This window comes from Variovorax sp. F042 (genome assembly GCF_057814215.1).
The window spans coordinates 92,471-105,032 of sequence record NZ_JBVASX010000011.1; the positions used below are offsets into that span (position 1 = coordinate 92,471).

Consider the following 12,562-nt stretch of genomic DNA (forward strand, 5'->3'; position numbering starts at 1 on the left):
TTCATGAACCGGTTGTCGGAGCTGGCGAGCAGTCGGTCGCGGATGCTTGTCGCCTTCTAATTTTCTGAAGTCAAAGTCAATTTAATGACAAGGAATTCTCGGAATTCCCTGCGAAGGCATTCCCCTTTGCCTTCTGATTTTGTCAATGCCATTTGAGTGCCAACCCCCTCTTCAGGCCCGGTTCTCGCTTCTAGAATTTTTTGGCAAGCCCTGCGTCACGAGCGCTGGTGCACCGAACGAAACGAACTTGGAACAGGTTGAGTCAATGCAGAAAAAGCACAGGATTGCCGTCATTCCCGGAGACGGCATCGGCGTCGAGGTCATGCCCGAAGGGTTGCGCGTACTCGATGCGGTCGGTCGCCGCTTCGGCATCGATTTCTCGTACGACCACTTCGACTGGGGCTCCGACCACTATGTGCGCACCGGCCTGATGATGCCGGCCGACTGGGCCGACAAGATCCAGGGCCACGACGCGATCTATTTCGGTGCGGTGGGTGCGCCCGACAAGGTGCCCGATCACATCGCCGTGTGGGGCCTGCTCATCAAGATCCGCCGTGACTTCGACCAGTACGTCAACCTGCGCCCCGTGCGCCTGATGCCCGGCGTGCCTGGCCCGCTGGCGCACCGCAAGCCCGGTGACATCGACTTTCTGGTGGTGCGCGAGAACACCGAGGGCGAGTACACCTCGGTGGGTGGGCGCCTGTTCGAAGGCACGCCGCGCGAGATGGCGATCCAGGAGGCCGTGTTCACCCGCACCGGCGTGGACCGCATCATCGACTACGCGTTCCAGCTCGCCAATCGCCGCAAGCGCAAGAACCTGGTGGCCGCCACCAAGTCGAACGGCATCTCGATCACCATGCCCTATTGGGACGAGCGCCTGGCCGAGATCGCCACGCGCTACCCCAACGTGGCGACGAGCAAGTACCACATCGACATCCTGTGCGCGCATTTCGTGCAGCACCCCGACTGGTTCGACGTGGTGGTGGCTTCCAACCTGTTCGGAGACATCCTCTCCGATCTGGGCCCGGCCTGCACCGGCACCATCGGCATCGCGCCCTCGGCCAACCTGAATCCCGAGCGCAAATTCCCGTCGCTGTTCGAACCGGTGCACGGCTCGGCGCCCGACATCGCGGGCAAGGGCATCGCCAATCCGATCGGCCAGATCTGGTCGGCCGCGCTGATGCTCGACCATCTGGGCAACAACGACCCCGTGTACGCAGAGGCTTCGGCTGCGGTGATCTCGGCCATCGAGACTGTGCTGAGCGAAGGTCCGCGCACTCGCGACATGGGCGGCACTGCTTCGACTGTGGACGTCGGCCGCGCGATTGCTAGCTGCATCTCGGCATGAAATCTCGCTCTTGTTCAAGGCGCGCTCATGTGCGAATGGCACCGGGTGCTCCCCGCAGCGAAATAAAGGAGGAGCCGAAGGCGGGGGACATTCGCGGAGGGGAGCATCCGGTGTTATTCGCACTCGCCCTGAACAAGAACACCCAACGACACAACGCAGAGCGGAGTCACTGAAATGGGCCTGTTCCTGCTGAAACGCACACTGACGCTCATCGGCACCCTGGTGGGCGCATCGATCATCGTGTTCCTGGTGCTGGAGATCCTTCCGGGCAATGCAGCGCAGATGCTGATGGGACCGGATGCCTCTCCTGAAGCCGTCGCAGCGCTGGCCACCAAGCTGGGCCTCGACTTGCCGGCGTGGACACGCTACTGGCACTGGATAGGCGGCCTGCTCACCGGCAACCTCGGCGACAGCTACGCCTACAGCTCGCCGGTGCTCGACCTGATCCTGGAGCGCCTCGCGCTCACCGTGCCGCTGGCCATGCTGGCGATGGCCCTCACCGTCGTGATTGCGCTGCTCGTCGGCGTTACGGCCGCTGCGCGCCACAACAAGCTCGGCGACGTCGGCCTGATGGGCATGGCCCAGGTCGGCATCGCCATTCCGAACTTCTGGTTCGCCATCCTGCTGATCCTCGTGTTCTCGGTGCAGCTGCAGTGGTTCTCCGCTGGCGGCTTCGAGGGCTGGGGCGAAGGCATCTTCTCGGGCATCAAGTCGCTGCTGCTGCCGGCACTGTCTCTTGCCGTCGTTCAAGCCGCGATCCTCGCGCGCATCACCCGCTCGGCCGTGCTCGAAGTGATGCGCGAAGACTTCGTGCGCACCGCCCGCGCCAAGGGCGTCTCGCAGCGCGCGGTGCTGTGGACCCACGTGCTGCGCAACGCCATGATCCCCGTCATCACCGTGATGGGCATGCAGTTCTCCGAGCTGCTGGCCGGCACCATCGTGGTGGAGAACGTGTTCTACCTGCCGGGCCTGGGCCGGCTGATCTTCCAGGCCATCAGCAACCGCGACCTGATCGTGGTGCGCAACTGCGTGATGCTGCTGGCGGCCATGGTGGTCATCGTGAACTTCGTGGTCGACGTGCTGTATGCCGTGATCGACCCGCGCATCAAGGCCAGCGACATATGAGCACTCTTGCTATTCCAAGTCCAGGCGCTGCGGCGCTCAAGGTCCCCGGCTTCTGGCAGCGCGCGCTGAAGCACCGAAGCTTCGTCATCGGCGGCGTGCTTGCCGCCCTGCTGCTCCTGGCCGCCCTCGTGTCCTTCGTGTGGACGCCTTGGTCGCCCTATGCGATGGACATGCCGAACAAGATGCAGGCCCCTTCGGCCTCGCACTGGCTCGGCACCGATGCGTTCGGCCGCGACGTGGCTTCGTTGCTGCTGGTCGGTGCGCGCGCGTCCATCCTCGTCGGCGTGATCGCAGTCGGTATCGGCCTGGTGGTCGGCACCGCCTTGGGCCTGCTCGCGGCTGCAAAACGCGGCTGGGTCGAAGAAGCGGTGATGCGGCTGTCGGACTTCACGCTGGCCTTCCCTGCGATCCTGTCGGCCATCATGATGACCGCCGTGTTCGGCGCGGGCATCGTGAATGCCATCGTGGCCATCGGCATCTACAACATTCCGACCTTCGCGCGCATCACGCGCGCCTCGGCCAACGCAATCTGGTCGCGCGAGTACGTGGCCGCCGCACGCGCCTGCGGCAAGGGCCCGTTCGCGATCACGATGCAGCACGTGCTGCCCAACATCTCGGCCGTGCTGATCGTGCAGATCACCATCCGCTTCGCCATCGCCATCCTGGCCGAAGCCGCCCTCTCCTACCTCGGCCTGGGCACGCAACCACCGCAACCCTCGTGGGGCCGCATGCTCAGCGAAGCACAGACCCTCATGTTCCAGCAGCCGCTGCTGGCCGTCTTCCCCGGCATGGCGATCGCCCTCGCAGTGCTCGGGCTGAACCTCCTTGGCGACGGGCTGCGCGACTTGCTCGACCCCCGCCTCGCCAGAGCCCGGTAAGCGCCATGCCCCTCCTCGAAGTCAACAACCTCCAGATTGGCCTGCAGACCCAGCGTGGGCCGGCGCAGGCCGTGCGCGGCATTTCGTTCTCGCTGGAGCGCGGCGAAACGCTGGGCATCGTCGGCGAATCGGGCTGCGGCAAGTCGATCACCGTGATGTCGCTCATGGGCCTGCTGCCGTCCAGCGCCAAGGTCGCGGGCAGCATCAAGCTCGACGGGCAGGAGCTCGTCGGCCTGCCCGAAAAGCAGATGTGCCAGATCCGCGGCAACCGCATCGGCATGATCTTCCAGGAGCCGATGACTGCACTGAATCCGGTGCACACCATCGCGCGCCAGGTCGGCGAGCCGCTGCAACTGCATCGCGGGCTGACGAAGGCGCAGGCGCGCAAGGAAGCACTGAGCCTGCTCGACCGCGTGGGCATTCCCGATGCGGCCTCGCGCCTTGATGCCTATCCGCACCAGTTCTCCGGCGGGCAGCGTCAGCGCATCGGCATCGCGATGGCGCTCGCCTGCGGGCCCGACCTGCTGATTGCCGATGAGCCCACCACGGCGCTCGACGTGACCATCCAGAAACAGGTGCTCGACCTGATCCAGGGCCTGGTCAAGGAAATGGGCATGGCGCTGATCCTGATCTCGCACGACCTCGGCGTGATCGCCAACAGCGTGCAGCGCATGCTCGTGATGTACGGCGGCAGCGCGGTGGAAAGCGGCCCGACCGACACGGTCTTTGCCGGCCGTGCACATCCCTACACACGCGGCTTGTTCGCTGCGCGGCCCGCCATCGGCGCAGTGCGCGCCGGCCGCTTGCCGACCATCCGCGGCAGCGTGCCCGAGCTGGTCGACATGCCGCGCGGCTGCGCCTTTGCCGGCCGCTGCGCCCACACCATCGACCTGTGCCAAAGCACGCGACCCAAAGCCACGATGCTGCCGAACGACCACACGGTGCGCTGCCTGCGGCTGGGCGAAATCGCCGCGTTGAATGCCAAGGCGGCCGCCGCATGAGCAAGCCCATCACCGCCGGCCAGCCCCTGCTGGCCGTGAACAACCTCTACCGCCATTACGCGCTGCCGCGCGAGAAGCTCTTCGGCCCGCCGCCCACCGTGAAGGCGCTCAATGGAGTGAGCTTCGAGGTGCAGGCCGGCAAGAGCGTCGGCATCGTCGGCGAATCGGGTTCGGGCAAGTCGACCATCGCGCGCCTTGTGATGGCGCTCGACACGCCTACCTCCGGCACTGTCTCGCTCGAAGGCCGCAACCTGCATGCGCTGCCCAAGGCCGAACTGCGCACCGCGCGGCGCGACTTCCAGATGGTGTTCCAGGACCCCTACGGCTCGCTCGACCCGCGCCAGACCGTGGCGCGCATCGTCGCCGAACCGCTCGAGGCGCTGGCCGAGACCAGCCGTGCCGTGCAGCGCGAGCGTGCTTCCGAAGCATTGGCAGCGGTCGGCCTGCGCACAACAGACATGGACAAGTACCCGCACGAGTTCTCGGGCGGACAGCGCCAGCGCATCGCGATTGCCCGCGCGCTCATCACGCGCCCCAAGCTCATAGTCGCCGACGAACCCGTCAGCGCGCTCGACGTGTCGGTGCAGGCGCAAGTGCTCAACCTCATGCAGGACTTGCAGCAGCAGTTCGGCATCAGCTATCTGCTCATCAGTCACGACCTCGCGGTGGTCAACCATCTGTGCGACGAGGTCTGCGTGGTCTTCAAGGGCCGCATCGTCGAACGAGGCCGCCCGGCCGACCTGTTCCAGCACGCCCAGCACGAATACACGCGCACCCTGCTTTCCGCCGTTCTGCACACGCCGTCCCGCTAGCCGGGCAAGGCTTTCTTTTCCTCCACCCTCACCTCCAGGAACTATCGAATGTTGAAGCGACGCACACTCATGACTTCCGCCATGGCCGCGGCAATCCCGGGTGTCTTCCTGCCCCAGGCGCGCGCGCAGGCCGGCAAGAACACGCTGACGATCGGCATGCCGCTCGAACCGCCAGGCCTGGACCCGACGAGCGGCGCCGCATCGGCCATCGCGGAGATCACGCAGTACAACATCTTCGAGACGCTCACCAAGGTGAACGCCGACGGCTCGGTCACGCCGATGCTGGCCGAGAGCTGGACGTCGTCGCCCGACATGAAGACCTTCGTCTTCAAGCTGCGCAAGGGCGTGCGCTTCGAGAACGGCCAGCCTTTCAACGCATCGGTGGTGAAGTTCTCGTTCGACCGCGCGGGCAATGCCAAGAGCACCAACAAGGACAAGCGCTTCTTCAGCGAGATCGGCACCGTGGTGCTCGACGAGTACATGGTGGGCGTGAACAGCACGCTGCCCAACCCCGACCTGCCGTTCATGCTGGGGCAATCGACCGCCTGCATCGTGGAGCCCAAGAGCGCAGAGACCAACGTCACTGCGCCAGTCGGCACCGGCCCGTACAAGCTGAGCGCATGGCAGCGCGGCGCCTCGTGCACGCTGGTGAAGTCGCCGACCTATCGCGACCCGAATCTTGCGAAGACCGAGAAATTCGTCTTCCGATTCATGTCTGACACGGCCGCGCAGACCGCCGCACTGCTGTCGAACGACATCGACATCTTCCCGCGCGCGGGCACCCGCTCGGTGAGCCAGTTCAAGGGCAACCCGCGCTTCCAGGTGATCGAGGTCGGCACGCGCGGCAAGGTGATCCTGACCATCAACAACCGCAAGAAGCCGCTGGACGACGTGCGCGTGCGCCGCGCCATCCTCGCGGCCATCGACCGCAACGCCATCGTCCAGGGCGCGGCGGACGGCTTCGGCAGGCCCATCGGCAGCCACTACGCATTGGGCGCGCCGGGCTTCATCGACACCACTGCGATGAACCCCTTCGACATCGAGAAGGCGAAGAAGCTGCTGGCCGAGGCCGGCGTGAAGACGCCGCTCGAACTGCGCCTGCAGCTGCCTCCGCCCTCGTATGCGCGGCAGGGCGGCGAGATGATCGCGGCGCAGCTCGCGCAGATCGGCATCAACGTGAAGATCCAGAACGTCGAGTGGGCCCAGTGGCTCAGCGGCACCTTCGGCGGCGCGCACGACTTCGACCTGACCATGGTCGCGCACGTGGAGCCCTTCGACCTTGTGAAGTACACCGAGCCCGACTACTACTGGGGCTACGACTCGAAGAAGTTCCGCGACCTGTTCGTCAGCATCCAGAACGAAGAGAACAAGAAGCGCCGCGCCGACCTGCTCGCCGAGGCGCAGCGCCAGTTGGCAACCGACGCAGTCAACGGCTTCCTGTACCAGGCGGTGTTCCCGACCATCGCACGCAAGGAAGTGAAGGGCCTGTGGCCGAGCATGCCGATCGTGGTGAACGACCTGGCCGCTATCTCGTGGAGCTGATGCGATGACCAAGCCCCTGTACTCCCTGAGCGTGCAGGAGCTGCACGCGGCCTACGCCGCCAAGGAGCTCTCGCCGGTGGAAGTGGTGCGCTCGGTCAACGAACGCATCGCGGCCTACGAACCCGAGCTGCACGCGACCTGGCTCTTCCGCCCCGAGCTTGCGCTCGAGCAGGCCCGCGCCTCCGAGGCGCGCTGGCTGGCCGGCACGCCGCGCGGCACGCTCGACGGCGTTCCCGTGACCATCAAGGACAACCTCGCGACCGAAGGCGACCCGATGCCGCTGGGCACCGCCGCCTACGACCTCGTGCCGATGACGCAGGACTCCCCTCCCGCCGCGCGCCTGAAGGAAGACGGCACGGTGCTGGTCGCCAAGACCACCATGCCCGACCTGGGCATGCTGTCGTCGGGCCTGTCGAGCTTTCATGAACTCTCGCGCAACCCGTGGGACCTGTCACGCACGCCGGGCGGCTCCAGCGCGGGTGCCGGTGCGGCGGCTGCCGCAGGCTACGGCCCGCTGCACGTGGGCACCGACATCGGCGGCTCGCTGCGCCTGCCGGCCAGCTGGTGCGGCATCTACACGCTCAAGCCCAGCTTCGGCCGCATTCCGCTGAGCACGCCCTACATGGGCCGCTGCGCCGGACCGATGACGCGCACGGTGGCCGACTCGGCGCTGATGATGGCCTCGGTCGCACAGCCCGACGACCGCGATTATTCGGAACTGCCGGCGCCGGGCATCGACTGGACGGCCTTCGAAGTCGACCCGTCGTTCATCAAGGGCAAGCGCGTGGCGCTGCACATGGACGCGGGCTGCGGACTGCCGCTGGACCCGCAGATCGCCGAGGCGGTGCGCCGCGCTGCGAAGCGCATCGAGGCGGCCGGCGCGCTGGTGGAAGAAATCAAGCCCTTCATGACGCCGAAGATGCTGCAGGGCATGGACCACTTCTGGCGCATGCGCTCGTGCATCGACATGCAGGCGATGACGCCGGAGAGGCGCGCGAAGATCCTGCCGTACATCCGCGACTGGGCCGAGAGCGCGGCCGGGTTCTCCGGCGCGCACATCTTCGAGGCCTACAGCCAGTTCATCGCCACGCGTGCGGCCACCGTTGCCGCCACCAAGGGCTACGACTTCGTGATCTCGCCGGTGTCGCCCAACATGCCCGCGCCGGCGGACCATGCCTCGCCGACCAACGACCCGATGCTGCCGCTGGAGCACATCGGCTTCACGGTGCCCTACAACATGTCGGAGCAGCCTGCCGCCTCGATCAACTGCGGCTACTCGGCCAAGGGCCTGCCCATCGGCCTGCAGATTGCCGGGCGCCGTTTCGACGACCTGGGCGTGCTGCAGTTCAGCCGCGCCTTCGAGCAGATCCGCGAAGCACAACACCCCTGGCCGGAACCCAAGTGACCGGCCGCAAGGAGACAAAGCAAATGAGCGCAACCCACTACATCGACGGCCACCACGTGCCGTCCGAAGGCAACGCCACCATCGACGTGATCGACCCGAGCGATGGCCAGAAATTCGGCCAGATCGCGCGCGGCACCGCCGCCGACGTGGACACGGCCGTGCGCGCCGCGCGCAAGGCAATGGGCGAGAACTTCGACGGCCCCTGGGGCGCGATGACCGCGCTGGAGCGTGGACGCCTGCTCGCCAAGCTGGGCGCCGCCGTGATGCAGCACCACGAAGAGCTCGCGCAGCTCGAAGCTCGCGACACCGGCAAGGCGCTGCGCGTGGCGCGCAACGACGCGACCGCGCTGGCCCGCTACATGGAGTACTACGCCGGTGCCTGCGACAAGCTGCACGGCGACACCCTGCCCTACGAGCGCGGCTACACCGTGCTGACGGTGCGCATTCCGCACGGCGTGACGGGCCACATCATTCCCTGGAACTACCCGATGCAGATCGCAGGCCGCAGCGTTGGCGCCTCGCTCGCCGCGGGCAACGCCTGTGTGGTGAAGCCGGCGGAAGACGCGAGCCTGTCGCTGCTGCGCCTGGCGGAGATTGCGACGGAGGTGGGCTTTCCGGCCGGCGCGCTCAACGTGGTGACGGGCTACGGCAAGGAAGCCGGCGCGGCGCTGTGTGCGCACCCGGGCATCGACCACATCTCGTTCACCGGCTCGACCATGACCGGCCGCAGCGTGGGCCTGGCCGCAGCCGAGCGCCATTGCCCGGTGACGCTGGAGCTGGGCGGCAAGTCGCCGCAGATCGTGTTCGCCGACGCCGACCTGGATGCGGCCGAGCCAGTGCTGCTCAACGCCATCATCCAGAACGCCGGCCAGACCTGCTCAGCGGGTAGCCGCGTGCTGGTGGAGCAATCGGTCTACGAAGAGGTGGTGCAGCGGCTCGCGAAGCGCTTCACGGCCGTGCGCGCGGGCACGCCCGCCGAAGACCTGGACATGGGTCCGCTCATCAACGAGAAGCAGTTTCGCCAGGTGCGCGACATGGTCTCGACGGCCGAGGCGAATGGCCTGAAGGTGGCGGCGCGGGGCACGGTGTCACCCAACGCGTCGGCCACCGGCTACTACCAGGAGGCCGTGCTGTTCCGCGACGTGCCGCACGACAGCGACCTGGCGCAGCACGAAATCTTCGGCCCCGTACTGGTCGTGATGCCCTTCGCCGACGAGGCCGAGGCAGTGCGCCTGGCCAACGGCACGGACTTCGGACTGGTGGCCGGCGTGTGGACCCGCGACGGCGCGCGCCAGCTCCGCATGGCGCACAAGCTGCACTGCGGCCAGGTCTTCGTCAACAATTACGGTGCGGCGGGTGGTGTAGAACTGCCTTTCGGCGGCGTGAAATCGAGCGGCTTCGGCCGCGAGAAGGGCTTCGAGGCCCTGCTCGGATTCACGACCCTCAAGACCATCGCCATCAAGCACGGATGAAGACAACACATGACAACCACTGAACAGCAAGCGCCGCGCAAAGTCGGCCTCGTCGGCGTCGGCCTGATGGGCCACGGCATTGCCAGCAACATCGTCAAGCACGGCCACCAGCTCACCGTGCTGGAGCACGCGGGCAACCAGCCCATCGACGGCCTGCTGAAGGCCGGCGCCACTTCGGTGAAGGACGTGGCCGCGCTCGCTGCGCAGGTCGACGTGCTGATCCTCTGCGTAACCGGCACGCCGCAGGTCGAGGCGGTGATGCTGGGCGACAAGGGCGCATTGACTGCGCTGCGCCCCGGCACGGTGGTAATCGACTGCTCGACGGCCGTGCCCGCTTCCACCGCCAAGGTGGCGGAAGCAGTGAGCGCGAAGGGCGGTAAGTTCATCGATGCGCCGATGACGCGCACCGCGAAGGAAGCCGCCGAAGGCCGGCTGAACCTGCTGGTGGGTGGCGACGCCGAGGTGCTGGCCTCGTGCCTGCCGTTGCTGCGCTGCTTTGCCGAGAACGTCACGCACGTGGGCGGCATCGGCGCAGGTCACGCGATGAAGCTGCTGCACAACTTTGTGTCGCTGGGCACCGTGGCGCTGCTGTGCGAAGCGGCTGCTTGCGCGGAGCGCGCCGGCGTGAAGCCCGATGTGTTCGTCGACGTGCTCGCCAAGGGCGGCGGCAACGGTGTGGCGCTGGAGCGCGTCAAGCCCAAGCTGCTGACCGGCAGCACCGATTCGCTGAAGTTCTCGATGGCCAATGCCAAGAAGGACCTGGGGTACTACAACGACATGGCTGAGCAGTCTTCTTCCAGCCATGGCATTGCGCAGGCTGTCGATGCGCTGTTGACTCAGGGTGTCGAGAAGTTCGGGCCTGACCGGATGGTGCTTGATCTGGTCGAAGCGCTGCGCTGATTTCTTGTTGCGTTCTGTGCGCCGTTGTTCAGGGCGCGTGCACAGGACACCGGGTACTCCCCTCCGCGAATGTCCCCCGGGGCTGCGCCCCTCCTCCTTTATTTCGCTGCGGGGAGCACCCGATGCCCTGCGCACGATGAGCGCGGCTGTGGCGTTGGCGGTTCGACCGCTGCGGCGAAGGGCTGGCGTCGGCCACGGTCGACATTGGTATGACTGCGTTCGATGCCCGCTTCAGACTGCAAAGCAGACATCCGTAACGGTCGGGTGGACGGCAGCACAGGGCCCAAAAGAGACGTCCCCGATCCTCGATAGCAGACATCCGAAAGACGTTGTACTGGCCTACTCAGGCTGCGTTCTCCGCTAGGATCCTTCGAGCGATCTCATCAACCCCTTCCTCGCTTTCTCCTGGGCTCGGGTTCAAGGCCAGGCGCAAAAGGTACGGCCCGACGGCCACTGCGAGCCTGGGTGACGGAGCGACAAGTTTGTCGAGCACCCAGTACTTCCAGATATGGTCTTCAGACTCGAAGATCATGCACAGATGAGGTGCCAGTGGTTCACCTATGCCAGCCAGAAAGGGAATCAAGACCTTCGCAACAGGCCAGTTGATGTCTTGCATCCAAGCGATCAACTCAGGGAGAAGCGCGTCGACAGCCGGATAGCCAAGAGCGACGATCGCTTCGGCCTTCGGCAGGTCGTGCTTGTCGACCGGCAATAAGTGGGCCATCTTCTTAGGCAATGAGTTCTCCCGCATGTTCAACAGCCACTACTGTCTGACAACAGTAGCTCGACCGACCGAACTGGAGAGCGATCACTCGACCCCCTGCGACCATTTAAGAGATCCTGCGGCCCAAGCCGTGCCTTCCGCATACGCGACGGCCTCGGCAAGCGTGGGGAAAACCGCGGACGCGTGTACGGGATATGTACTTGGTGACACTGGAGACGCCCACTGGACATCGAAACCAGCGACCAAGGAGTCGTTGCAGATTTCTGGTGGATCTTGGCGGTCTCCTGTGCCGTAGCGGACGTTGCACTGCACGACACGAACACCCGTAGGAATTTGTCCGTCGTACAGCCATGTACCCTCTCTTGCGATTGCCTTCATGGTCAGTTTGGATGTCTGCTCGTGGCCGACTATAGTCGGCCGAACTGTGCAGCTCATGACTGCCTTTTTGCCTCACTTCAATATGCTGTTGGCAACAAAGCCGACACCGCAGGCATGACAGTAGAACCCGGGGACAAACTGCTGCAAGGGCGCCTTCTGCAGGTTCTCGGTGCTGCACTCGTCGATGGCCAACTGGTCACGCCGCCTATAGCCGACTCGCTCCTCATCGGGAAACAGCAGGCGTGGACTAGCTCTACCGATGAGAACAAGCTTCGCCTTGACTTGCGCATCGCTGTGACATCGAGGGCATGAGTTCGCTGCTGGCGGCGAAGAAGGCATAAAACTCTCAGATTGGTTGATGACGGCGAGAGGCGGCTATTGGCCGGACTCGGAAGTCTAGCCTCGAGCAGCGACAGTCCGCTTCCGCCCTGCAAAGCGGATGCTCGCATTGTCTGTAGACGATCAGCATGGAGCGCATGGCTGATCCCGAGGCCTATCCACAAGCAGCCTCAACCAAACCGAATTCCCTCCATCACGAAGGCTTCAGCCGTCGTACCCCAAAGAACCCGTTCGCCAGGCGGGACCAGCCGCTAACTGCCGATCTCAGGCGCTCCGCGCCGCGCCTTCTCGCTCATCTGAAACAGTTCTCCAGCCTTGCGAGCAAGTTCAGCCGCAAGCCAAAGCAGGTTGTCCAGTTGCCGAGGCCCGTCACCACTGCACCAGTCGATGTCTTCCCCATGGCAGACCCACAGTAGAGCTTCAAGCTGAGAGAGTGTGTTTTCGAGAAGATCCGCCGGGTCTTGGGCGTTGTCTTCGGAAGCTACCGGCGTGCGAGGCCGGGCTATAGTCTTGGTAGCCATTTTTGTGCGGTCCTTTAGTGGGTGTTGCACGAACTTGGTTAGACGGTCGGGGTGCTGATAACGCCCTGGCCGTCGCCTTTTGATACCTCGCATCTGCATCGCTGCTTTCGCACCGAT

11 protein-coding genes are annotated in these 12,562 nt (G+C 65.3%); 9 read left to right on the forward strand and 2 right to left on the reverse strand.

The annotated features are described in order from the left end of the window. Positions 1 to 265: 265 nt before the first annotated feature. The 9 genes from ACZYSP_RS26730 to ACZYSP_RS26770 all read left to right on the forward strand — a co-directional run bounded on the left by ACZYSP_RS26730 (position 266) and on the right by ACZYSP_RS26770 (position 10,483). The gene (locus tag ACZYSP_RS26730; protein ID WP_354339320.1) at positions 266 to 1,348 is read left to right on the forward strand and encodes a tartrate dehydrogenase; all 1,083 of its coding nucleotides are present in this window, start codon (positions 266 to 268) and stop codon (positions 1,346 to 1,348) included. Between the two features lie 174 nt (positions 1,349 to 1,522). Then, positions 1,523 to 2,473 (forward strand): ABC transporter permease, encoded by a 951-nt coding sequence (locus tag ACZYSP_RS26735; RefSeq protein ID WP_093179669.1) that lies wholly within the window; start codon positions 1,523 to 1,525, stop codon positions 2,471 to 2,473. Then, positions 2,470 to 3,351, forward strand: a complete 882-nt coding sequence (locus ACZYSP_RS26740; protein ID WP_093058179.1) for an ABC transporter permease — start codon at positions 2,470 to 2,472, stop codon at positions 3,349 to 3,351. The genes ACZYSP_RS26735 and ACZYSP_RS26740 overlap by 4 nt, the downstream gene beginning before the upstream one ends. 5 nt (positions 3,352 to 3,356) lie before the next feature. Next, entirely contained in the window at positions 3,357 to 4,352 is a 996-nt protein-coding gene (locus tag ACZYSP_RS26745; RefSeq protein WP_354339321.1) for an ABC transporter ATP-binding protein, read from the forward strand. Then, positions 4,349 to 5,164 carry an ATP-binding cassette domain-containing protein gene (locus tag ACZYSP_RS26750; protein ID WP_097198478.1) on the forward strand — a complete coding sequence of 272 codons (816 nt, stop codon included), beginning with the start codon at positions 4,349 to 4,351 and terminating at the stop codon, positions 5,162 to 5,164. Before ACZYSP_RS26745 ends, ACZYSP_RS26750 begins: the two co-directional genes overlap by 4 nt. A gap of 48 nt (positions 5,165 to 5,212) precedes the next feature. Continuing rightward, positions 5,213 to 6,706, forward strand: coding sequence for an ABC transporter substrate-binding protein (locus ACZYSP_RS26755; RefSeq protein WP_354339322.1), 1,494 nt, complete (start codon positions 5,213 to 5,215; stop codon positions 6,704 to 6,706). A 4-nt stretch (positions 6,707 to 6,710) separates the two neighbouring features. Next, positions 6,711 to 8,111, forward strand: a complete 1,401-nt coding sequence (locus ACZYSP_RS26760; RefSeq protein ID WP_354339323.1) for an amidase — start codon at positions 6,711 to 6,713, stop codon at positions 8,109 to 8,111. A 23-nt stretch (positions 8,112 to 8,134) separates the two neighbouring features. Beyond that, complete coding sequence (locus ACZYSP_RS26765; protein ID WP_354339324.1) at positions 8,135 to 9,583, forward strand: aldehyde dehydrogenase family protein; 1,449 nt, start codon at positions 8,135 to 8,137, stop codon at positions 9,581 to 9,583. 9 nt (positions 9,584 to 9,592) lie between these two features. After that, positions 9,593 to 10,483, forward strand: a complete 891-nt coding sequence (locus tag ACZYSP_RS26770) for an NAD(P)-dependent oxidoreductase (RefSeq protein ID WP_093180225.1) — start codon at positions 9,593 to 9,595, stop codon at positions 10,481 to 10,483. 343 nt (positions 10,484 to 10,826) lie between these two features. Here ACZYSP_RS26770 and ACZYSP_RS26775 read toward each other — a convergent pair whose 3' ends face one another. Together ACZYSP_RS26775 and ACZYSP_RS26780 are read right to left on the reverse strand one after the other, a co-directional pair. Next, positions 10,827 to 11,219 carry a DUF5071 domain-containing protein gene (locus ACZYSP_RS26775; RefSeq protein ID WP_177192932.1) on the reverse strand — a complete coding sequence of 131 codons (393 nt, stop codon included), beginning with the start codon at positions 11,217 to 11,219 and terminating at the stop codon, positions 10,827 to 10,829. Positions 11,220 to 12,175: 956 nt separating this feature from the next. Next, positions 12,176 to 12,445: a hypothetical protein gene (locus ACZYSP_RS26780; protein ID WP_354339574.1), complete on the reverse strand. Its 270-nt coding sequence runs from the start codon at positions 12,443 to 12,445 to the stop codon at positions 12,176 to 12,178. Positions 12,446 to 12,562: the final 117 nt, after the last annotated feature.

Coding starts and splice junctions, on each gene's coding strand:
- ACZYSP_RS26765 (WP_354339324.1), top strand. CDS start 8,135: ATGAGCGCAACCCACTACATCGACGGCCACCACGTGCCGTCCGAAGGC.
- ACZYSP_RS26735 (WP_093179669.1), top strand. CDS start 1,523: ATGGGCCTGTTCCTGCTGAAACGCACACTGACGCTCATCGGCACCCTG.
- ACZYSP_RS26770 (WP_093180225.1), top strand. CDS start 9,593: ATGACAACCACTGAACAGCAAGCGCCGCGCAAAGTCGGCCTCGTCGGC.
- ACZYSP_RS26750 (WP_097198478.1), top strand. CDS start 4,349: ATGAGCAAGCCCATCACCGCCGGCCAGCCCCTGCTGGCCGTGAACAAC.
- ACZYSP_RS26755 (WP_354339322.1), top strand. CDS start 5,213: ATGTTGAAGCGACGCACACTCATGACTTCCGCCATGGCCGCGGCAATC.
- ACZYSP_RS26730 (WP_354339320.1), top strand. CDS start 266: ATGCAGAAAAAGCACAGGATTGCCGTCATTCCCGGAGACGGCATCGGC.
- ACZYSP_RS26745 (WP_354339321.1), top strand. CDS start 3,357: ATGCCCCTCCTCGAAGTCAACAACCTCCAGATTGGCCTGCAGACCCAG.
- ACZYSP_RS26740 (WP_093058179.1), top strand. CDS start 2,470: ATGAGCACTCTTGCTATTCCAAGTCCAGGCGCTGCGGCGCTCAAGGTC.
- ACZYSP_RS26780 (WP_354339574.1), bottom strand. CDS start 12,445: ATGGCTACCAAGACTATAGCCCGGCCTCGCACGCCGGTAGCTTCCGAA.
- ACZYSP_RS26760 (WP_354339323.1), top strand. CDS start 6,711: ATGACCAAGCCCCTGTACTCCCTGAGCGTGCAGGAGCTGCACGCGGCC.